Below are 20,646 nucleotides of genomic sequence, written 5' to 3'. Positions count from 1 at the left end.
TCTTGTCAACCGAATCGGAAACGGGCACGGAATCTTCTGACGGCGCATGGACAGGCTCCAACCAATGCCTACATAGGGGCCGACCCCTTCTGCAATGCGCAACGACCTTCTGACGCTGGATACCATGAGCGAACTCAAGACCATTTCCATTCGCGGCGCTCGCGAACACAATCTCAAGGGCATCGACCTCGACCTGCCCCGCAACAAGCTGATCGTGATGACCGGGCTTTCGGGCTCGGGCAAATCGTCGCTCGCCTTCGACACGATCTATGCCGAAGGCCAGCGCCGCTATGTCGAGAGCCTTTCGGCCTATGCGCGCCAGTTCCTGGAGATGATGCAGAAGCCGGACGTCGACCAGATCGACGGCCTGTCGCCCGCCATCTCCATCGAGCAGAAGACGACCTCGAAGAACCCGCGCTCGACCGTCGGCACGGTCACCGAGATCTACGACTACATGCGCCTGCTCTTCGCGCGCGTGGGCGTGCCCTATTCGCCGGCGACGGGCCTGCCGATCGAGAGCCAGACGGTCAGCCAGATGGTCGACCGGGTGCTGGAATTCGGCGAGGGCACGCGCCTCTACATCCTCGCGCCCGTCGTGCGCGGCCGCAAGGGCGAGTACAGGAAGGAACTCGCCGAGCTGATGAAGAAGGGCTTCCAGCGCGTCAAGGTGGACGGCCAGTTCTACGAGATCGCCGACGTTCCCGCGCTCGACAAGAAGTACAAGCACGATATCGACGTGGTGGTCGACCGCGTCGTCGTGCGCCCGGACCTCGCCTCGCGCCTCGCCGACAGTCTTGAGACCTGCCTCAAGCTCGCCGAGGGCCTCGCCATCGCGGAATTCGCCGACAAGCCGCTGCCTATCGAGGAGACGTCCGCCGGCGGATCGGCCAACAAGTCGCTGAACGAGACGCACGAGCGCGTGCTGTTCTCCGAAAAATTCGCCTGCCCGGTCTCCGGCTTCACCATCCCGGAAATCGAGCCGCGGCTCTTCTCGTTCAACAACCCCTTCGGCGCCTGCCCGACATGCGACGGCCTCGGCAGCCAGCAGAAGATCGACCCGGACCTGATCGTGCCGGAAAGCGAGCGCACGCTGCGCGACGGGGCCATCGCGCCCTGGGCCAAGTCCTCCTCGCCCTATTACAACCAGACGCTGGAAGCGCTCGGCGCGGCCTATGGCTTCAAGCTTTCCAACCGCTGGTCGGAGCTGTCGCAGGAGGCGCAGAGCGCCATCCTTAACGGCACCAGGGAGAAGATCGAGTTCAACTACAAGGACGGCGCGCGCTCCTACAAGACGGTCAAGACCTTCGAGGGCATCGTGCCGAACCTGGAGCGCCGCTGGAAGGAAACGGATTCGGCCTGGTCGCGCGAGGAGATCGAGCGCTACATGTCGGCCGCCCCCTGCCCGGCCTGCAACGGCTATCGCCTGAAGCCCGAGGCGCTGGCGGTGAAGATCAACAAGCTGCATATCGGCGAGACGACGGAAATGTCGATCCGCGTGGCGCGCGACTGGTTCGAAGCGCTGCCGGAGCATCTCAACGCCAAGCAGAACGAGATCGCCGTGCGCATCCTCAAGGAGATCCGCGAGCGCCTGCGCTTCCTCAACGATGTCGGCCTCGAATATCTCTCGCTGTCGCGCAATTCCGGCACGCTGTCGGGCGGCGAAAGCCAGCGCATCCGCCTCGCCTCGCAGATCGGTTCCGGCCTGACGGGCGTGCTCTACGTGCTGGACGAACCGTCCATCGGCCTCCACCAGCGCGATAATGCCCGCCTGCTCGATACGCTCCGCCACCTGCGCGACATCGGCAACACGGTGATCGTCGTCGAGCATGACGAGGACGCGATCCTGACGGCGGATTATGTGGTCGATATCGGCCCCGCCGCCGGTATCCATGGCGGCGAGGTGATCGCGCAGGGCACGCCCGACGAAGTCATTGCCAATCCCGCGTCGCTCACCGGCAAGTATCTCTCCGGCGAGCTTTCCGTGGCGGTTCCTGCCGAGCGGCGCAAGCCGAAGAAGAAAAAGGAAATCAAGGTCGTCGGGGCGAAAGCTAACAATCTGAAGAATGTCACGGCCTCGATCCCGCTCGGCGTCTTCACGGCCGTCACGGGCGTTTCCGGCGGCGGCAAGTCGACCTTCCTGATCGAGACGCTCTACAAGTCCGCCGCCCGCCGCGTCATGGGCGCGCGCGAGATCCCGGCCGAGCACGAGCGCATCGACGGCTTCGAATATATCGACAAGGTCATCGATATCGACCAGTCGCCCATCGGCCGCACGCCGCGCTCGAATCCGGCGACCTATACCGGCGCCTTCACGCCGATCCGCGACTGGTTCGCGGGCCTTCCCGAAGCGAAGGCGCGCGGCTACCAGCCGGGCCGCTTCTCCTTCAACGTCAAGGGCGGGCGCTGCGAGGCCTGCCAGGGCGACGGCGTCATCAAGATCGAGATGCACTTCCTGCCGGACGTCTACGTCACCTGCGACGTCTGCCACGGCAAGCGCTACAACCGCGAGACGCTCGACGTCACCTTCAAGGGCAAGTCGATCGCCGACGTACTGGACATGACCGTCGAAGAGGGCGTCGAGTTCTTCGCCGCCGTTCCCGCCGTGCGCGACAAGCTCACGACGCTGAACCAGGTCGGTCTCGGCTATATCAAGGTCGGCCAGCAGGCGAACACCCTGTCGGGCGGCGAGGCGCAGCGCGTCAAGCTCGCCAAGGAGCTGTCCAAGCGCTCGACCGGCCGCACGCTCTATATCCTCGACGAGCCGACGACCGGCCTGCATTTCCACGACGTGGCCAAGCTGCTGGAGGTGCTGCACGAGCTGGTCAACCAGGGCAATTCGGTCGTCGTCATCGAGCACAATCTGGAGGTCATCAAGACCGCCGACTGGATCATCGACTTCGGCCCCGAGGGCGGCGACGGCGGCGGCGAGGTGATCGCGGAGGGCACGCCCGAGGATGTGGTCAAGGTCGAGCGTTCCTATACCGGCCACTTCCTGAAAGAGTTGCTGGAGCGCCGGCCGATGAAGCGGGTGGCGGCGGAATAATCACACGGGAGGAGACCATGAGCACATCCGGCACCATCAGAACCGGCATCGGCGGCTGGACCTTCGAGCCGTGGGAGGGAACCTTCTATCCCGAAAAGCTGCCGAAGAAACGGCAGCTCGAATTCGCCAGCCGCGAATTGTCGGCCATCGAGGTGAACGGCACCTATTACGGCTCGCAGAAGCCGGAGACCTTCGCCAAATGGGCCTCCGAGGTGCCGGATGGTTTCATCTTCTCCCTCAAGGCGAGCCGATTCACGACGAACCGCAAGGTCCTCGCCGACGGCGGCGAATCCGTCGAGAAATTCCTGACGCAGGGGATTGCCGAACTCGGCGACCATCTCGGCCCGATCCTCTGGCAGTTCCCGCCGACGAAGAAATTCGAGCCGGAGGATTTCGAGGGGTTCCTGAAGCTCCTGCCGGAAAAGCTGGACGGGCTCAAGCTGAAGCATGCGCTCGAAGTGCGCCATGACAGCTTCAAGGTGCCGGAATTCGCCGCGCTTGCCCGCAAGCACAATATGGCGATCGTCTATGCGCAGCATGAGGACTATCCCGAGATCGCCGACGTGACGGCGGATTTCGTCTATGCCCGCCTGCAGCGCGGGTCGGACGACATCGAGACCTGCTATCCCGCAAAGGCGTTGGACGAATGGGCGGGACGGCTCAAGGACTGGGCCGGCGGCGGCGAGCCGTCCGACCTGCCGAAGGTCGATCCCGAGACGAGCCCCGCCGGCAAGGCCCGCGACGTCTTCGCCTTCTTCATCACCTCCGGCAAGGTCAATGCGCCGAACGGGGCGCGCGAACTGAAGAAGCGGACGGGCTGAGGCAAGGTTCGAGTCTTCCCGACAGAATCGAAACGTTCACGCCGCGGGCCAGGGCGGGATGGCTTCTGGAAGATCCTCCGCCGTCAGCCCCTCGCCCACGATGCTTCCGGCCTCGCCATGGCGCCAGACGGCGCTGGCTGCGGCTTCGAAGGCGGGCATGCCCTGCGTCAGATGCGCGCCGACGATGCCCGCCAGCACATCGCCCGAGCCGGCGGTGGCGAGCCAGGGCGGCGCATTCTCGTTGACGAGCGCGCGGCCGTCGGGCGCGGCGATCACCGTATCGGCGCCCTTGAGGATCACGGCCGCATGGCTTCGGGCGGCCGCCTTCTGCGCGCGATCGATCTTGGAAAGCGTCCCATCGCCGGCAAGGTCGGGAAAGAGCCGCGCGAATTCCCCGTCATGCGGCGTCAGCACCAGCCGCGTATCGCCGCCGGAGAAAAGCTTAAAGAGCGCGTCCGGCGCATCGCGGAAGGCGCTGATACCGTCGGCGTCGAGCACGAGGCGGCGGCCTTTTGCGGCGATCAGGCCGGCATAGGCCCTTGCCTTCCCGGCATCTCCGAAGCCGGGGCCGAGGACGAAGGTTTTGAGGCGATCGTCTTCGAGCAGGGCGGCGAGGTCGGCTTCCCCGTCCACGCCTTTCAGCATCACGCCGGTCAGATGGGCGGCATTGGCGGAAAGCGCGTCCGTAGGAGAAAGCACGGTGACGAGACCGGCCCCGGCGCGAAGGCCGGCCGCCGCGGAAAGCCGTGCCGCGCCGGTGGCGGTGGCCGGGCCGGAGAAGACGGCGAGATGGCCGCGGACATATTTGTGCGTCGCGCCGGTCTGCCGCGGTTCGGCAAGCCGCCAGACATCCGGTATGTTAACCCGGACATGGCCGGCATGGCCGGCGAGGATGCGGCCGGGAATGCCGATGTCGAAAACCTCCACGTCGCCGGAGAGCGTCCTACCGGGCAGGAGCAGGTGGCCCGGCTTGCGGCACATGAAGGTGACGGTCGCGACAGCCTCGAAGGCCGCGCCCCTCACCTCTCCCGTCCGCCCGTCGATACCGGATGGCAGGTCCACCGCAAGGACCGGCAGCGCATGCCGGCGCACGGCCTCGACGACCTGCACGGCCTCGTCCGGCAGGTCGCGCGACAGGCCTGCGCCGAACAGCGCATCGACGACCACGTCGCCCGGGCGCGGCCCATATTCCGCAAGCGTCCTCGGTGCAGCGCCGAAATGCCGGAAGGCAATGGCCGCGTCGCCCCCGAGCGCGGACGGGTCACCGAGGGCGTGGACGGCGACCTCCGCGCCGGCCGCCTCCAGCGCCCGCGCGGCGACATATCCATCGCCGCCATTGTTGCCGGGGCCGCAGAGCACGACGAAGCGGAGCGCTCCGGGAAAGCGCCGCAGCGCCGCCGCCGCGACCGCCTGCCCGGCCCGCTCCATCAGGCCGTAGCTCGCAAGGCCCGATGCCGCGGCGGCGGCATCGATGCGGCCCATGTCCCCGGGCGTGATGATCAAGGTGTCGATTTCCTGGTACATGCCCCACCATGCCCGCAAAGACGCGGCCGCTGCAAGCCCGTTGGCCATCTTCGCCAAAAGCCTTATTTTTATGCATCTGCATATTCAATATGCTCAAGTTTGGAGCTTTCTCGGGCAGCATTGCCCGACATCCCGCCTCCTTCGGCCCTACGGAAAGCAAAGAGACAGTTTTTAGGCAGGAACCCCTAGCCCTTTTGCCCGGAAAGCCGCATCATCGCCGCGTGAGGACGAGCGGGATGGTGAAAGAAACGGATTTCCTCCGGTCTGGCATGCATCCTGCTTCGACTTGGCATGCTACATGCATTCGGAGTGAGCAGCGGGCGCAGTCCTGCTGCGCAAACGGGAGAAGCGGAGAGACATCTTCTCATGAAAAAGATCGAAGCGATCATCAAGCCCTTCAAACTCGATGAGGTGAAGGAGGCCCTCCAGGAAGTCGGCCTCCAGGGCATCACCGTCACCGAGGCGAAGGGTTTTGGACGCCAGAAGGGCCATACGGAACTCTACCGTGGCGCCGAATATGTCGTCGACTTCCTGCCCAAGGTGAAGGTCGAGGTCGTCCTGGCGGACGAGAATGCGGAAGCCGTCATCGAGGCGATCCGCAACGCGGCCCAGACCGGCCGCATCGGCGACGGCAAGATCTTTGTCTCCAACGTCGAAGAAGTCATCCGCATCCGTACCGGCGAAACCGGCATCGACGCCATCTGATCCCGCCTCGCCTTCCGGCCAAGGCTTTCCATCTCGTCATCTCACACAGGAACCAACACATGACGACTGCCAATGACATCCTCAAGCAAATCAAGGAAAACGACGTAAAGTTCGTCGACCTGCGCTACACGGACCCCCGTGGCAAGCTGCACCATATCACGATGGACGTCAGCTGCGTCGACGAGGACATGTTCGCCGACGGCGTCATGTTCGACGGCTCCTCGATCGCCGGCTGGAAGGCCATCAACGAGTCCGACATGGTGATGATGCCCGATCCGGCGACCGCCCATATGGACCCGTTCTTCGCGCAGTCCACCATGGTCATCCTCTGCGACATCCTCGAGCCGGTCTCTGGCGAAGCCTATAACCGCGACCCGCGCGGCACCGCCAAGAAGGCCGAAGCCTTCCTCAAGGCCTCGGGCATCGGCGATACCGTCTATGCCGGTCCGGAGCCGGAATTCTTCGTCTTCGACGACGTCAAGTACAAGGCCGACCCGTACAATACCGGCTTCAGGCTCGACAGCTCGGAACTGCCCTCCAACGACGACACCGCCTACGAGACCGGCAATCTCGGCCATCGTCCGCGCATCAAGGGCGGCTACCTGCCGGTCCCGCCGGTCGACAGCTGCCAGGACATGCGTTCCGAAATGCTGACGGTCCTCGCCGAAATGGGCGTCACCGTTGAAAAGCAGCATCATGAGGTGGCCGCCGCCCAGCACGAACTCGGCGTCAAGTTCGACACGCTCGTGCGCAGCGCCGACAAGGTGCAGATCTACAAATATGCCGTGCACCAGGTCGCCAACGCCTATGGCAAGACGGCAACCTTCATGCCGAAGCCGATCTTCGGCGACAACGGCTCGGGCATGCACGTGCACCTGTCGATCTGGAAGGACTCCAAGCCGCAGTTCGCCGGCGACGAATATGCCGGCCTTTCGGAAACCTGCCTCTACTTCATCGGCGGCATCATCAAGCATGCCAAGGCCATCAACGCCTTCACCAACCCGACGACGAACTCCTACAAGCGTCTCGTCCCGGGCTATGAGGCACCGGTCCTGCTCGCCTATTCGGCCCGCAACCGCTCGGCTTCCTGCCGCATTCCGTTCGGCACGGGTCCGAAGTCCAAGCGCGTCGAAATCCGCTTCCCCGACCCGCTCGGCAACCCCTATCTCGGCTTCGCCGCCATGCTGATGGCCGGCCTCGACGGCATCAAGAACAAGATCCATCCCGGCAAGGCCATGGACAAGGACCTCTACGACCTGCCGCCGAAGGAACTGAAGAAGATCCCGACCGTCTGCGGCTCGCTGCGCGAGGCCCTCGAAAACCTCGACAAGGACCGCAAGTTCCTGACCGCCGGCGGCGTGTTCGACGACGACCAGATCGATTCCTACATCGAGCTGAAGATGGCGGAAGTCATGCGCTTCGAAATGACCCCGCACCCGGTCGAGTTCGACATGTACTACTCCGCCTGACCGGCGGAAGTATCCCTGAAACGGAAAACCCGGCCATTGGCCGGGTTTTTTGTTGCGGGATCAAGTGAACTGCGACATTGCCGATGTTCGCCTTCGCAGCGCTACTGTTGCAGCCGCTGCTTGAGGAGGTTCAGGTATTCCTCGTTCGAGTCATCCGCGCCGCTCCCCGCCTTTTCGGCGGGGGTCTTGCAGGAGGGCTTGTAGTCCATCGCCATGCCGGCCTTGACGCAGACGCCCACCTGCCAGCCGGGCGGCAGGGCGGTGAGGTCCACCGTCTTCCATTTCGGATGGCCGGTCGCCTTCAGCTTGTCGAGCCCGGTGAGGATGAGGCTGGAGAAATCCGAGACCGTCTTGCAGCTGTCGCGGTGATAGGCATTACGCTTGACGTCGTAGTCATAGGTCATCATCACGGCCTTCACCGCGACGAGATCGACCGGCTGGTCCTGGAACGAATAGGTACCGGCCTCGATCCGCGAGGGCGTGTAGGTGGCGAGCAGCGGCGCCTCGGTGATCGGCAGAAGGTGGAACTTCGCCTTGTCGATCGTATTGCCGGCAAAGAGCGCGGCGGGCGCGCCCGCGACGTAGAAGAAGGCGTCGATCTCGCCGGAGAGCAGCTTGGGCAGCGCATCGTCCGGGTTGATGTCGATGCGCTCGCCGGGCTTGACCTGCAGGATGTCCATGATCAGCGTCGCCGTCAGGAAGGTGCCGCTGTCCTTTTTGCCGACGGCGATCTTCTTGCCGGCGAGGTCCTTCATGCCGGCAATGTCCTTGCGGGCGAGGACATGGATCTCCTCGTTGTAGAGCGGGAACATGATGCGCACGCCCTTCACCGCCTTCTGCACCTCCGGGTCGTTCGCCTCGAAGGTCTTCAGATATTCGAGCACGTCGCTCTGCACGATGCCGAACTGGGTGTTGCGGCGGTTGCGCACGCCGACGAAATTTTCCAGCGAGCCGGCGCTTTCGACCACGTTCAGCTTCAGGCCGCATTCGGCGCCGAGCGTGGCGATGTCGTGGCCGATCTTGATATAGGTGCCCTGCGGGCCGCCGGTCATGATGTTGCGCTCGATCCCCTCGGCCGATGCCGTGCCGATGGAAAGTGCAAGGCCGAGTGCGGCCGCAAGAACAGATCGCTTCATCAAAATCCCTCCCTTGGGCAATTCCGGAAAAAAGCGCCGTAGCTTTGCATCGGGAATCGCGGAAATACAGGCGGGCGGCAAGGCCGCCATGGAAACTAGCAGTCGCTGTCGAGATCGCGCATCAGGTTGCGAAGCGTCAGCACCGGCACGCGCTTGAAGACGCCGCCGAGCGAATTGGTGACGCACTCGCCGGAAACCAGCGTGCGCTCCAGCTGGTCGCGCTGCGTGCCGGTAAGACGGTCGAGACCGGGCGCAGTGCGCATAGCATCGGCCACGAGCGATGCATCGCGCGGATTGCGGCCATCGGCCGGCTTCGCATTGTCGAGTGCCGGACCGTCTCCGACATTCCCGGGACCATCCTGCTGCACTGAACGCGCTGCATCCTCCAGCACGCCGATCCGTGCCGTGAGCGTATCATTGCTGGCCTTGAGATCGGTAATCTCCCGGTCCCTGTCGGCGATCTCCTTGCGCAATGCAGGCAGGTCCTTCGCCCGCATGGTCTCTTCGGCGCGCTGTGCGTCCTCGAGCTGCCGGCGCAGCGTGGCGGCCTCTGCCGCGAGACGCTTCGCCTCGGCGCTCTGCGCGCCCGCCTGCGCGCCACGGGCCTGGTCCATTGCCTTTTCCAGCCGCGCGATCTGGTCGGCGCTAAGGGAGAGCTGGCGCTCGCGTTCCTGCAGAGCGTTCTCGGCCTTCGTCTTCGAGGCTTCCGCATCCGCGGCGCGCCGGGAGGCGCGTTGCAGATCGCTCTTCAGCCCCGGGATGACTTCCTGCGTCAGCCGCGCATTTTCCGCAACGGCAGCGTCGTCGGAGCTCCCTATGCCGTTGCGAAGGGCCTCCATCTGCTGCTTGAGGGTGCGGTTCTCGTCGGCGAGGGCTTGAGACCGCTGGCTGCCGTCCTCGACCTGCGCGGTGCGGGCGTCGAGCTCCCTTGCAAGCTCGGCGATGCGCTGGTCCCGCTGCTCGATCTCGCTGGCCGGAACCGCGCCGCTCATCATGCGCAGGCCACCGTAGCCGGCTGCTATCCCCAGCGCCAGGCTGACCACGGAGGCGAACAGGATGCCGCCCGCCCCGGAGCCGCCGCCTGCCGTCGTTCCGTTGCCGCTCCTGCCCCACTGGTTGTTCATGCCGTCCGATCCGCCTGAAACATCTTTTCCCGAGGTACGCCGAAACCGCCGGAGGTGCAAGCGCCGCACCTTTGCGAAGAGCAACGCGCCCGATGGCGGAACTATTGATGTTTCAGCGAAATTACCCAAATATAAGTGGAAAGGTAGGTACGCCATGAAGATGCGTGACGCAAAATTTGCCATCGGCGACGTGGTCCGCCACCGGGTCTTCCCGTTCCGCGGCGTGATCTTCGACGTCGATCCCGAATTCGCCAATACCGAAGAGTGGTGGAATTCCATTCCGGCCGAGATACGGCCTTCGAAGGATCAGCCCTTCTACCATCTCTTCGCGGAGAACGACGACACGGAATATGTCGCCTATGTCTCCGAGCAGAACCTTGTCGCCGACGACAGCGGCCAGCCGATCCGCCACCCGCAGGTCCGCGCGCTGATGGATGTCGACAAGGGCCATTACCGCTGGAAGGAGCAGAGCAGCCTCTTCCACTGACCGGCGGATCCCGATGGCAGGCAATAAAAAACCCGGCCGATGGCCGGGTTTTTCGTATCTGGCAATAGGGCCGCTTACTGGCTCTTGGCGGCCTTCTGGGCGTCTTCGAGCTTCTTGCGGGCTTCCTCGGCCTTCTTCTGCATTTCTTCCTGCAGCAGGCGCTGGCGCTCTTCGAGCTGCGACTGTTCGATCGGCTCGCCGTCAAAGACGCCGGTGAAGCCTTCGAGCGAGATCTTGATCGGGTTCGGTGCGCGCTGGAAGTTGACCGAGGTCAGAACCAGTTCGCCACCCTTCTTGAGGCTAGCGAGGACCTGGTCAGTGAGCGGCACTTCGGCCACGCACTTGTCGGGCATGCAGATGGCATAATCGAGCTTCTGGGCCTTGCCGCCGTCGATCTGCATCTGCACGCCGACGGGGATGAGGCGGGCGCTCGGAACCGAGACCTGCATGATCTTACGGTTGGCCTTGCCGGCGACGGTGATGAGGCCGACGGCGGTGATGAGCTGGCCGCTGGTGGCGGTCAGAAGGTTCTGCACGATGCAGACGTCGTTGTCTTCCTGCTTGGTGCAGACCTTGAACCAGCCCTTCGGCGGAGCGGCCTGCTGCGCGAGCGATGCCGACGGAGCCGCCGCGAGTGCGACCGAGGCGGCAAAGGCGGAAAGCACGGTCCGCTTGATGAGATTCGATGTGAAGATCATGACGAGTTCGGTCTCCTGAAAATCCGGTGCCGGAGCGACAGCGCCCCTCCGCAAGCCCCTCTCGGGCGTTTGGTCAGCCGTGCGCTCTCCTGTCGGCGAAATGAGGCATTTGCATGACCCGCTTCGGCGTATCCTGTTACAATGGGCCGCGCCGGATATCCAGCCTTTCCTTGCGAAAATCCCGCGTTGCTTCTATTTCCGCCCCGCCACGGTGCCGTCCTGTTTCTGGCGGCTATAATGCATGAGAATCATCCGGACCGACGAGGAGATACGCTTGCGTCCCTTTCTGATGGCCTTCGCCGCCTGCCTGCTTGGCCTGCCGGCCACGCTCGGCCACGCAGCCCCGGTGCACGGCATCGCCATGCACGGCGATCCGGCCCTGCCGCCCGACTACAAGCACTTCGGCTATGTCAATCCGGACGTGAAGAAGGGCGGGCGCATCGCCTATGGCGTGGTCGGCACGTTCGACAATCTCAATCCCTTCATCCTGAAGAGCATGCGCACCACCGCGCGCGGCATGTGGGATCCGGAATTCGGCAACCTCGTCTACGAATCACTGATGCAGCGCTCGCGCGACGAGGCCTTCACCATGTACGGCCTCATCGCCGAAACGGCGGAATGGGACGACGACCGTACCTTCATCCAGTTCAACCTCAATCCCAAAGCGCGCTGGGCCGATGGCGTGCCGATCACGCCGGAAGACGTCATCTTCAGCTTCGAATTGCTGCGGGACAAGGGGCGCACGCCCTTCAGCCTCCGGCTCGACGGGGTCGAGAAAGTCGAGAAGGTCGGCGAGCGCGGCGTGCGCTTCACCTTCAACGACAAGGCCGACCGCGAGACGCCCCTGCTGATCGCCGGCTATTCGCCGATCCTGCCGAAGCACGCCATCGACGTCGAGGCGTTCGACCGCACGTCCCTCGCCTTCCCGCTCGGCTCCGGCCCCTACAAGGTGAAGGAAGTCAAGCCCGGCGAGAAGATCGTCTATGCCCGCGACCCGAACTATTGGGCCAGGGACCTTCCCTCGAAAGTCGGCTTCGACAATTACGACGAGATCTCCGTCGAGTATTTTCTTCAGGACAACTCGCTTTTCGAGGCGTTCAAGAAGGGCGAGATCGACCTCTACCAGGAGGGCAACCCGACGAAGTGGACGCGCGGCTACGATTTCCCGGCCGCTCTCTCCGGCGCGGTCGTCAAGGACGCCATCACGCCGAAGACGCCCTCGGGCATGTTCGGCTTCGTCTTCAACACCCGCCGGCCGCTCTTCCAGAACCGCGACCTGCGCAAGGCGTTGACGCTGGTCTTCGATTTCGACTGGGTGAACCGCAGCCTTTTCGAGAATGCCTACAAGCGCACGCAGAGCTACTGGCAGAATTCCGAGCTGAGTTCGATGGGCGTGGCGGCCGATGCCCGCGAGCGCGAGATCGCAGGCCCTGCGCTGTCGCGCATCGACGCGGATATCCTCGACGGCACGCATCTGCTGCCCACGACCGACGCGTCGGGCCGCGACCGCAAGGTGCTGCGCCAGGCGATGGATTCCTTCCAGAAGGCCGGCTACGCCATCAAGGGCGGGCAGATGGTCGATGGCGCGGGCACGCCGCTGACCTTCGAGATCATGACGCAGAATGCGGACCAGGAGAAGCTGGCGCTTGCCTATCAGCGCTTCCTCACCGCGCTCGGCGTGAAGGCGGCGATCCGTACGGTGGACGATTCGCAGTATCAGAGCCGGACCCAGACCTTCGACTATGACGTCATCGTCAAGGCGTTCCCCTCCTCGCTCTCGCCAGGCCGAGACCAGATCAGCTACTGGAGCTCGACCATGCGCGACCGGCCCGGCAGCTCCAACTTCGCCGGTCTCGCCGATCCCGACGTCGACCGCATCCTCGAAGCCATCCTGACTGCGCGCACGGCGGAGGATTTCCGCTCGGCCGTGCGCCTGCACGACAGGATGCTCCTTTCGGGCTATTATGTCGTGCCGCTCTATCATCTCGGCGAACAGTGGGTCGCGCATTCGAAGCATATCGCCCGGCCGCAGGCGGTTCCGCTCTACGGTTTCCAGTTCCCGACATGGTGGGACGCGCGGGCGCAGTAAAGGGGTTATCCCCAGAACTCGGGTTACCTCGAGGTAACCTGTTGAAAGCCGCAGCACGCCGGCCTATCTCGGCGTCCTGTCCGGAATGTCCCGGCATCTCGAAAGGAAAACCGGATGGAAGCCATTACGATCGATGTCGTCTCGGACGTCGTCTGCCCCTGGTGCTATCTGGGCAAGAAGCGGCTCGACAAGGCGATCGACACCGTGAAGGACGAGCTTGCCGTCGCGGTGACGTTCCGGCCCTACCAGCTCAATCCCGACATGCCGCCGGAAGGCATCGACCACAAGCAGCATCTCGCCGAAAAGCTCGGCGGCACTGACGCCGTCAATCGCGCACATGAGATGCTGGCGGGGCTGGGCGAAGCGGACGGCATCGAGTTCGACTTCCCCGCCGTGAAGATCAGCCCCAACACGCTCGACGCGCACCGCCTGCTGCGCTGGGCGATGATCGAGGGCCCCGAAATCCAGGGCCGCGTCGCCCTCGCCCTCTTCAAGGCCTATTTCGAGGAAGGCCGCAATGTCGGCGACCGCGCCGTGCTGCTCGACATTGCGGAAGCGTCGGGCATGGACCGCGCCGTCGTCTCCGCCCTCTTCTCCGCCGGCGCGGACGTCGATTCGGTCAAGGAAGAGATCGGCATGGCCCGCGACATGGGTGTGACGGGCGTGCCCTGCTTCATCATCGACAACAAATATGCCGTGATGGGCGCGCAGTCCGTCGACGTGCTGACCAACGCCTTCCGCGAGATCGCGGCGATGAAGACGCAGGAGCGTATCGGGAAGAACTGAGCGGTTTACTCGCTCGCCGCAAGAACGGAGGGGCGGACCTTGCTCCGCTCCCACCATGCCTGAATGGACGGGAATTCGCGAATGAGCGCGGCGCCCTCCGGCGCTTCCGTGAACAGGCCGAACATCGGGACGGCATGAAAATCTGCCAATGATGGCTCCGGCCCGGAGAGCCAGTTTTCGGCTCCCAGCAAGTTCGAAAGCGCCCCCAGGAAGAGGCGGGCCTTTTCAAGGCCGCCGGCAATGCGCGCTTCGTCTATCGCCTCGTTCCCGGATGCCTCCATCCGCTGCACGTAGACATCCCACACCATCGGCAGATAGGCGTAATTGTCCAGCATCGCGACGATCTGGTTCATGCGCGCGCGATCACGAAGAGCGCGCGGTTGCAGCGGCGGTCCGGAAAACGCCTCATCCACGTAGCGGGTTATCGCGCTTGTCTCGTAGAGGGCGAACCCGTCGTGCTCGAAGGCTGGAATACGGCCGAAGGGGTGGCGCGCAAGATGCTCGGGCGGCACGCCCTCGTCTGAAAACACGTCCACCGGCACGAGATTGTAAGGCACGCCCTTTTCATGGAGTGCGATGCGCACGATCCGAACGTAGACGCTGTAGCTTGCGCCGTAGACCGTGACCGATGGATGCATTTCCGGCATTTCGCAATCCTCTCGGCTCGGATGCTTGGGTCAGTTGCCCTGCTTCGCCAACCCTGCAAGCTGCGTCATAACCTGCGCCGCGCCCGTCAGCCGCTTTTCCGGCGTCGGATAATCGCGGGCGAGGAAGAGGCTCTGGTCCGCCCTGATCTTGACCAGCGCGCCCTGCCTGGCGATGTAGCCGACCAGTGCCGCCGGGTTCGGGAATTCCTTGTTGCGGAACTGCACGACGACCCCCTTCGGGCCGGCATCGAGCTTCTCGACATTGGCCACGCGGCAAAGCGACTTGATGTAGACGATCTTGAGAAGATGCTGCACTTCGGTCGGCAGCGGGCCGAAGCGGTCGATGAGTTCCGCGCCGAAGGCGTCGATGTCGCCAAGCTCGGTGATCTCGCCGAGGCGGCGGTAGAGGCCGAGGCGCAGGTGCAGGTCCGGCACGTAGTCGTCCGGGATCATGACCGGCGTGCCGACGGAAATCTGTGGCGACCAGCCGCTGTCGGCGACTTCCTCGTCGCCCTTGATCTCGGCGACGGCCTCTTCCAGCATCTGCTGGTAAAGCTCGAAGCCGACCTCCTTGATATGGCCGGACTGCTCCTCGCCGAGGAGGTTGCCCGCGCCGCGGATGTCGAGGTCGTGGCTGGCGAGCTGGAAGCCGGCGCCGAGCGTGTCGAGCGATTGCAGCACCTTGAGGCGGCGTTCGGCGGTGCCCGTCAGCGTGCGGTTGACCGGCAGGGTCAGGAGCGCGAAGGCGCGCACCTTGGACCGGCCGACGCGGCCGCGCAGCTGGTAGAGCTGGGCGAGGCCGAACATGTCGGCGCGGTGGATGATCATCGTGTTCGCCGTCGGCACGTCGAGGCCGGATTCGACGATGGTGGTCGACAGCAGCACGTCGTAGCGGCCTTCGTAGAAGGCGTTCATGATGTCTTCGAGTTCGGTTGCCGGCATCTGGCCGTGCGCGACGGCGACCTTCAGTTCCGGCACGTCCTGGCGTAGGAAATCGTGAATTTCCGACAGGTCGCTGAGGCGGGGGCAGACGTAAAAACTCTGGCCGCCGCGATAGTGCTCGCGCATCAGCGTCTCGCGGATGACGAGCGGGTCGAAGGGTGAGATGAAGGTGCGCACCGCCATGCGGTCGACCGGCGGCGTGGTGATCAGCGAGAGTTCGCGCACGCCCGTCATGGCGAGTTGCAGGGTGCGCGGGATGGGCGTCGCCGAGAGCGTCAGCACATGTACGTCGCTCTTCAGCTCCTTCAGCCGCTCCTTGTGCTTCACGCCGAAATGCTGCTCCTCGTCGATGATGAGGAGGCCGAGATTGGCGAACTTGATCGACGAGCCGAGCAGCGCATGGGTGCCGACGACGATATCGGTCTTGCCCTCGGAAAGCTCCTTCTTCGTCAGCGCCAGTTCCTTCGAGCCGACGAGGCGGGAGGCCTGCTGCACGCGGATCGGCAGCCCCCGGAAACGGTCGGAGAAGGTCTTGAAATGCTGGCGGGCGAGGAGCGTGGTCGGCACGACGACGGCGACCTGAACGCCGTTCATCGCGGCGATGAAGGCGGCGCGCAGCGCCACCTCCGTCTTGCCGAAGCCGACGTCGCCGCAGACGAGCCGGTCCATCGGCCGGCCCGCGCCGAGATCCTCGCGCACGGCGTCGATGGCGTTCGCCTGGTCGTCCGTCTCGTCATAGGGGAAGCGGGCGGCGAATTCGTCATAGACGCCATCCGGCGCGGCCAGCACCGGCGCATGGCGCACGAGGCGCGCGGCGGCGATCTGGATGAGGCCGCTTGCCATGTCGAGCAGGCGTTTCTTGAGCTTGGCCTTGCGCGCCTGCCAGGCGACGCCGCCGAGCTTGTCGAGCAGCGCATCGGTGCCCTCGCCACCGTAGCGGGAGAGCAGGTCGATATTCTCGACGGGCAGGAAGAGTTTTGCGTCGTCCGCATAAACGAGTTCGAGACAGGCATGCGGCGCGCCGGCGGCCTCGATGGTGCGCAGGCCGACGAAGCGGCCGATGCCGTGCTCGGCATGGACGACGATGGAGCCTTCGTCGAGGCCGGCGACCTCGGTGATGAAATCCGCGCCGCGCTTGCGGCGCTTGGCACGGCGCACCATGCGGTCGCCGAGGATATCCTGTTCGCCGATGACGACGATGTCGCCCGCCTCGAAGCCGCTTTCGAGGCTGAGCACGGCCGACCCTGCCTCGCCCGGCTTCAGCTTGCGGAGATCGCCGAATTTCTCGACCGGCACCACATTGCCGAGCCCATGCTCGGAAAGCACCTGCAGGAGACGGTCGAGCGAGCCTTCCGACCAGCCCGTCACCAGTACCTTCGCGCCGGAGGCCCGCTTGTCGGCGATGTGCTTGACCGCCTGGTCGAAGACGTTGACGCGCGCGCCGTTGGCATCCTCGCTGCCGGCCGGCCGCGCCCAGCGCATGCCGGGCCGCGCCTCAATGGTCTCGACATGGCGCGCCTCGCCCTCATGCTCGTTGAAGGGCGAGAGGCGGATGGCGTCGCGGGTGTCGAGCTCGCGGGCGAAGCGCTCGGCGTCGAGATAGAGGAGGCCCGGCGGCACCGGCTTGTAGGGCGTTGCCTGCGCTACATGCCCCTTGCCGGGCGTCGCGGAGGCGAGGCGCGCGTCGTAATAGTCGCGCACGAGGCGGGAGCGCTCGACGGCGGCCTCGCGCACCGTATGGTCCGTGACGATGCGAAAGCCTTGCAGGTAATCGAAAGCAGTTTCTAGCTCATCGTAGAACAGCGGCAGCCAGTGCTCCATGCCGGCATAGCGCCGGCCCTCGGAGACGGCTTGGTAGAGCGCATCGTCGCGTGTCGCCGCGCCGAAGGACGAGAGATACTGCTTGCGGAAATGCGAGATCGTCTCCGGCGTCAGTGTCACCTCGCTCATCGGGTTGAGGTCGAGGGAGCGGGCCTGTCCGGTCGTGCGCTGGCTGGCCGGGTCGAAGGAGCGGATCGATTCCAGCGTGTCGCCGAAGAAATCGAGGCGCAGCGGTTCCATACTGCCGGGCACGAAGACGTCGAGGATGCCGCCGCGCACGGCGAATTCACCGACTTCGCGTACCGTGGCGACGCGTTCGAAGCCGTTGCGCTCCAGCCGCGCGGCGATATCGTCCATGCGGATCTGGTTACCGGGCCTTGCCGAGAAGGCGAGGCTTTCGATCACCGTCCGCGGCGCGGTCTTCTGCAGCATGGCGTTGACGGTGACGAGCACGATGGCCGCGTGCGGCTTCTTCTGGTGGGCGATCAGCGCCGAAAGCGCGGAAAGCCGGCGCGCGGAGACTTCGGCGCTCGGCGAGACGCGGTCATAGGGAAGGCAGTCCCAGCCGGGCAGCGTCAGCACCGGGATATCGGGCGCGACGAAGCCGAGCATCTGTTCCAGATCGGATATGCGCTGGCCGTCCGACAGCACATAGGCAAGCGGACCGGACTTGCGGGCGAGCTCGGCGAGGATCAGCGGCTCGACGCCGGAGGGCACTGCGCCGATGGTTATCGGCCGGCCGGCGCCGGCAATGCGTTCAGGGGAAAATCCGGGGATCATGCGCGGTCGTCTTTGAAGAGCGGCGAAAAATCGGGGCGGTAGGCGGCGATGCGCGGGAAGAGGCCGCGCTGGAATTCGTCCGGCACGGGCTTTTCGCCGGTCACCCATTTCACGAGGTCGTTGTCCTCCTCGGCCATGATGCGCTCCAACTCGTCCAGCTCGGCTTCTGAGAGCGTGGCGATCTCGGCATCGGCGAAGGCGCCGAGCACAAGGTCCATCTCGCGGATGCCCCGGTGCCAGCAGCGGAAGAGGATGCGCTTGCGGCGCGGGTCGATCTCGGCGCTCGAGCGTGTCGTTCCCGTCATGATCGTCCTCGCATTCCAACCCGCAATGTTGCTATTCGCAATTCCGGACGGAAAACCGCCTGCACTTTTCCTGGAATTGCTTTGTCGGCGTTTCTATAAACCGGCAAAAGCCGCTTGTCAGCCTTGCCAAAGGCATGATCTCCGGCGATTTTGCCGGCCATGAGACCCGCCCTGCTCGATCCGCTCTTCGCTCCCCTCTCCTCGCTTCCCGGCATCGGCCCGAAGCTGGGAGACCTCTTCGCGCGCCTCTTCGGGCAGGAAAGCATCGAGGATTGCCGCGTCGTCGATCTCGTCTTCCATTTCCCGCATTCCATCGTCGACCGGCGCAACCAGCCGGGCATCGCGAATGCGCCGCCGGGCGTCATCGTCACCATTACCGGCCGCGTCGACCGCCACCAGCCGCCGCCGCCCGGCCGGTCGAGCCAGCCCTATCGCGTCTTCCTGCATGACGAGACCGGGGAACTGGCGCTCACCTTCTTCCGGGTCAAGGGCAACTGGCTGGAAAAGGCGCTGCCCATAGACGAGACCGTCGTGGTGAGCGGCAAGGTCGACTGGTTCAACGGCCGCCCTTCCATGGTGCATCCCGATTACATGGCGCGGCTCGGCGAGGCCGACAGCGTGCCGCTGGTCGAGCCGGTGCATGGCCTCACGGCCGGCCTTACCTCGCGCGTGCTGCGCAAGTCGGTGGAAGCGGCGCTTGCCCGCGTGCCGCACCTGCCGGAATGGGTCGAAGCCACGCTGCTGCAGCGGCAGGGTTTTCCTTCCGCCTTCGACGCCTTCCACCGCATGCATGATCCGCGCGACGAGACGGACCTCGACCCGCAGGCCCCGGCCCGCCGCCGCCTTGCCTATGACGAGTTCCTGGCCGGCCAGATTTCGCTTGCCCTCGTGCGCCAGCGCCTGCGCAAGGTTGCCGGCCGGCCGGTGACGGCGACGGGCGCGCTGAGCCGCCGGGTCATCGACGCCCTGCCCTTTTCGCTGACGAACAGCCAGGGGACGGCGATTGCCGAGGTGCTGAAGGACATGGCCGGCGAGCAGCGCATGCTGCGGCTGCTTCAGGGCGATGTCGGCGCGGGCAAGACGGCGGTGGCGCTGATGGCAATGCTGGCCGCCGTCGAATCCGGCGGACAGGCCGTGCTGATGGCCCCGACGGAAATCCTCGCCCGGCAGCATTTCACGACGCTCGCCCGCATGGCCGCACCGGCCGGCGTCACCATCGACGTCCTCACCGGCCGCACCAAGGGCCGCGAGCGCGACGCCATCCTCGAACGCATCGCCTCCGGTGAGACACAGATCGTCATCGGCACCCATGCGCTCTTCCAGGACAATGTCGCCTACAAGGACCTCGTGCTGGCCGTGGTGGACGAGCAGCATCGTTTCGGCGTGCACCAGCGCCTGCGGCTGACCGCCAAGGGCATCTCGCCCCATATGCTGGTGATGACGGCGACGCCCATCCCGCGCACCCTCGTCCTTGCCGCCTTCGGCGACATGGACGTCTCCAAGCTCAAGGAAAAGCCCGCCGGCCGCAAGCCGATCCAGACGGTCGTCGTGCCGCAGGAGCGCGTGGGCGATATCGTAGACCGTCTGCGCGCCGCGCTGGCCGAGGGCAAGAAGGCCTACTGGATCTGCCCGCTGGTCGAGGAAACGGAAGAGAGCGAACTGATGTCCGTCGAGGAGCGGCATGCGACGCTCGCGAGCATCTTCGGCCCGGCCGCCGGCCTCGTGCATGGGCGCATGAGCGGGCCGGAGAAGGACGCCGCCATGCTCGCCTTCAAGAACGGCGAGACGCGGCTGCTGGTGGCGACGACCGTCGTGGAAGTCGGCGTCGACGTGCCGGATGCCTCCATCATGGTGATCGAGCATGCCGAGCGCTTCGGGCTTGCCCAGCTTCACCAGTTGCGCGGACGCGTCGGGCGCGGCGAGGAGGCGTCGAGCTGCATCCTGCTCTACAAGGGGCCGCTCAGCGAGAACGGCCGGGCGCGGCTTTCGATCCTGCGGGAGACGGAGGACGGTTTCCGCATCGCGGAGGAAGACCTGAAGCTGCGCGGCGAAGGCGAGCTTCTCGGCACAAGGCAGTCCGGCACGCCGGGTTTCCTCGTCGCCAGCCTCGAGGCGCATGGCGATCTTCTGGAGATCGCCCGCAAGGACGCCGCCTATCTTCTCGAACGCGACCCGGACCTGACGAGCGAGCGCGGCGAAGCGATCCGCACCCTGCTCTATCTCTACCGCCGCGACGAGGCGATCCGCTTCCTGCGCGCCGGCTGACGCC

Annotated in this window: 16 protein-coding genes; 8 read left to right on the top strand and 8 right to left on the bottom strand. The window is 65.0% G+C overall.

Features of this window, described 5'->3' with window-relative positions; translation table 11 throughout:
- The first annotated feature begins 124 nt into the window (after positions 1-124).
- Positions 125-3,043, top strand: coding sequence for an excinuclease ABC subunit UvrA (gene uvrA / locus ACZ1A1_RS06305; protein ID WP_463619532.1), 2,919 nt, complete (start codon positions 125-127; stop codon positions 3,041-3,043).
- Between the two features lie 17 nt (positions 3,044-3,060).
- Positions 3,061-3,864: a DUF72 domain-containing protein gene (locus ACZ1A1_RS06300; protein ID WP_463619216.1), complete on the top strand. Its 804-nt coding sequence runs from the start codon at positions 3,061-3,063 to the stop codon at positions 3,862-3,864.
- Between the two features lie 36 nt (positions 3,865-3,900).
- Here ACZ1A1_RS06300 and ACZ1A1_RS06295 read toward each other — a convergent pair whose 3' ends face one another.
- Positions 3,901-5,388 carry an NAD(P)H-hydrate dehydratase gene (locus ACZ1A1_RS06295; RefSeq protein ID WP_463619215.1) on the bottom strand — a complete coding sequence of 496 codons (1,488 nt, stop codon included), beginning with the start codon at positions 5,386-5,388 and terminating at the stop codon, positions 3,901-3,903.
- Between the two features lie 366 nt (positions 5,389-5,754).
- On the opposite strand from ACZ1A1_RS06295, the gene ACZ1A1_RS06290 reads away from it, so the two are divergent.
- A complete protein-coding gene (locus ACZ1A1_RS06290; protein WP_011975544.1) occupies positions 5,755-6,093 on the top strand; it encodes a P-II family nitrogen regulator in 339 nt (112 codons plus the stop codon).
- Positions 6,094-6,152: 59 nt separating this feature from the next.
- Positions 6,153-7,562, top strand: a complete 1,410-nt coding sequence (gene glnA / locus ACZ1A1_RS06285; RefSeq protein WP_313194940.1) for a type I glutamate--ammonia ligase — start codon at positions 6,153-6,155, stop codon at positions 7,560-7,562.
- Between the two features lie 101 nt (positions 7,563-7,663).
- Here the strand turns inward: glnA and ACZ1A1_RS06280 are convergent, their stop codons facing one another.
- The gene (locus tag ACZ1A1_RS06280; protein WP_463619214.1) at positions 7,664-8,698 is read right to left on the bottom strand and encodes a TAXI family TRAP transporter solute-binding subunit; all 1,035 of its coding nucleotides are present in this window, start codon (positions 8,696-8,698) and stop codon (positions 7,664-7,666) included.
- Positions 8,699-8,793: 95 nt separating this feature from the next.
- A complete protein-coding gene (locus ACZ1A1_RS06275; RefSeq protein ID WP_463619213.1) occupies positions 8,794-9,822 on the bottom strand; it encodes a hypothetical protein in 1,029 nt (342 codons plus the stop codon).
- A gap of 154 nt (positions 9,823-9,976) precedes the next feature.
- On the opposite strand from ACZ1A1_RS06275, the gene hspQ reads away from it, so the two are divergent.
- Entirely contained in the window at positions 9,977-10,309 is a 333-nt protein-coding gene (hspQ, locus tag ACZ1A1_RS06270; protein WP_119256353.1) for a heat shock protein HspQ, read from the top strand.
- A gap of 74 nt (positions 10,310-10,383) precedes the next feature.
- Here the strand turns inward: hspQ and ACZ1A1_RS06265 are convergent, their stop codons facing one another.
- Positions 10,384-11,007 carry an invasion associated locus B family protein gene (locus ACZ1A1_RS06265; RefSeq protein ID WP_415212837.1) on the bottom strand — a complete coding sequence of 208 codons (624 nt, stop codon included), beginning with the start codon at positions 11,005-11,007 and terminating at the stop codon, positions 10,384-10,386.
- A gap of 289 nt (positions 11,008-11,296) precedes the next feature.
- On the opposite strand from ACZ1A1_RS06265, the gene ACZ1A1_RS06260 reads away from it, so the two are divergent.
- Positions 11,297-13,096 (top strand): extracellular solute-binding protein, encoded by a 1,800-nt coding sequence (locus ACZ1A1_RS06260; RefSeq protein WP_463619531.1) that lies wholly within the window; start codon positions 11,297-11,299, stop codon positions 13,094-13,096.
- A gap of 114 nt (positions 13,097-13,210) precedes the next feature.
- Positions 13,211-13,882 carry a DsbA family oxidoreductase gene (locus ACZ1A1_RS06255; RefSeq protein WP_463619212.1) on the top strand — a complete coding sequence of 224 codons (672 nt, stop codon included), beginning with the start codon at positions 13,211-13,213 and terminating at the stop codon, positions 13,880-13,882.
- Positions 13,883-13,887: 5 nt separating this feature from the next.
- Here the strand turns inward: ACZ1A1_RS06255 and ACZ1A1_RS06250 are convergent, their stop codons facing one another.
- The 4 genes from ACZ1A1_RS06250 to ACZ1A1_RS06235 are packed head-to-tail and all read right to left on the bottom strand — an operon-like array spanning position 13,888 to position 18,538.
- The gene (locus ACZ1A1_RS06250) at positions 13,888-14,529 is read right to left on the bottom strand and encodes a glutathione S-transferase family protein (protein ID WP_463619211.1); all 642 of its coding nucleotides are present in this window, start codon (positions 14,527-14,529) and stop codon (positions 13,888-13,890) included.
- Positions 14,530-14,559: 30 nt separating this feature from the next.
- A complete protein-coding gene (mfd, locus tag ACZ1A1_RS06245) occupies positions 14,560-18,072 on the bottom strand; it encodes a transcription-repair coupling factor (RefSeq protein ID WP_463619210.1) in 3,513 nt (1,170 codons plus the stop codon).
- Positions 18,069-18,377: an FAD assembly factor SdhE gene (locus ACZ1A1_RS06240; protein ID WP_463619208.1), complete on the bottom strand. Its 309-nt coding sequence runs from the start codon at positions 18,375-18,377 to the stop codon at positions 18,069-18,071. The genes mfd and ACZ1A1_RS06240 overlap by 4 nt, the downstream gene beginning before the upstream one ends.
- Positions 18,374-18,538 (bottom strand): hypothetical protein, encoded by a 165-nt coding sequence (locus tag ACZ1A1_RS06235; RefSeq protein WP_162911345.1) that lies wholly within the window; start codon positions 18,536-18,538, stop codon positions 18,374-18,376. Before ACZ1A1_RS06235 ends, ACZ1A1_RS06240 begins: the two co-directional genes overlap by 4 nt.
- Here ACZ1A1_RS06235 and recG point away from each other — a divergent pair.
- Entirely contained in the window at positions 18,537-20,642 is a 2,106-nt protein-coding gene (recG, locus tag ACZ1A1_RS06230) for an ATP-dependent DNA helicase RecG (RefSeq protein WP_463619207.1), read from the top strand. The two genes, ACZ1A1_RS06235 and recG, sit on opposite strands and share 2 nt — an antisense overlap.
- Positions 20,643-20,646 lie beyond the last annotated feature (4 nt).

The sequence above is a fragment of the Shinella sp. R2-11 genome (assembly GCF_055330205.1).
This window is presented reverse-complemented; position numbering and strand designations above follow the sequence as displayed.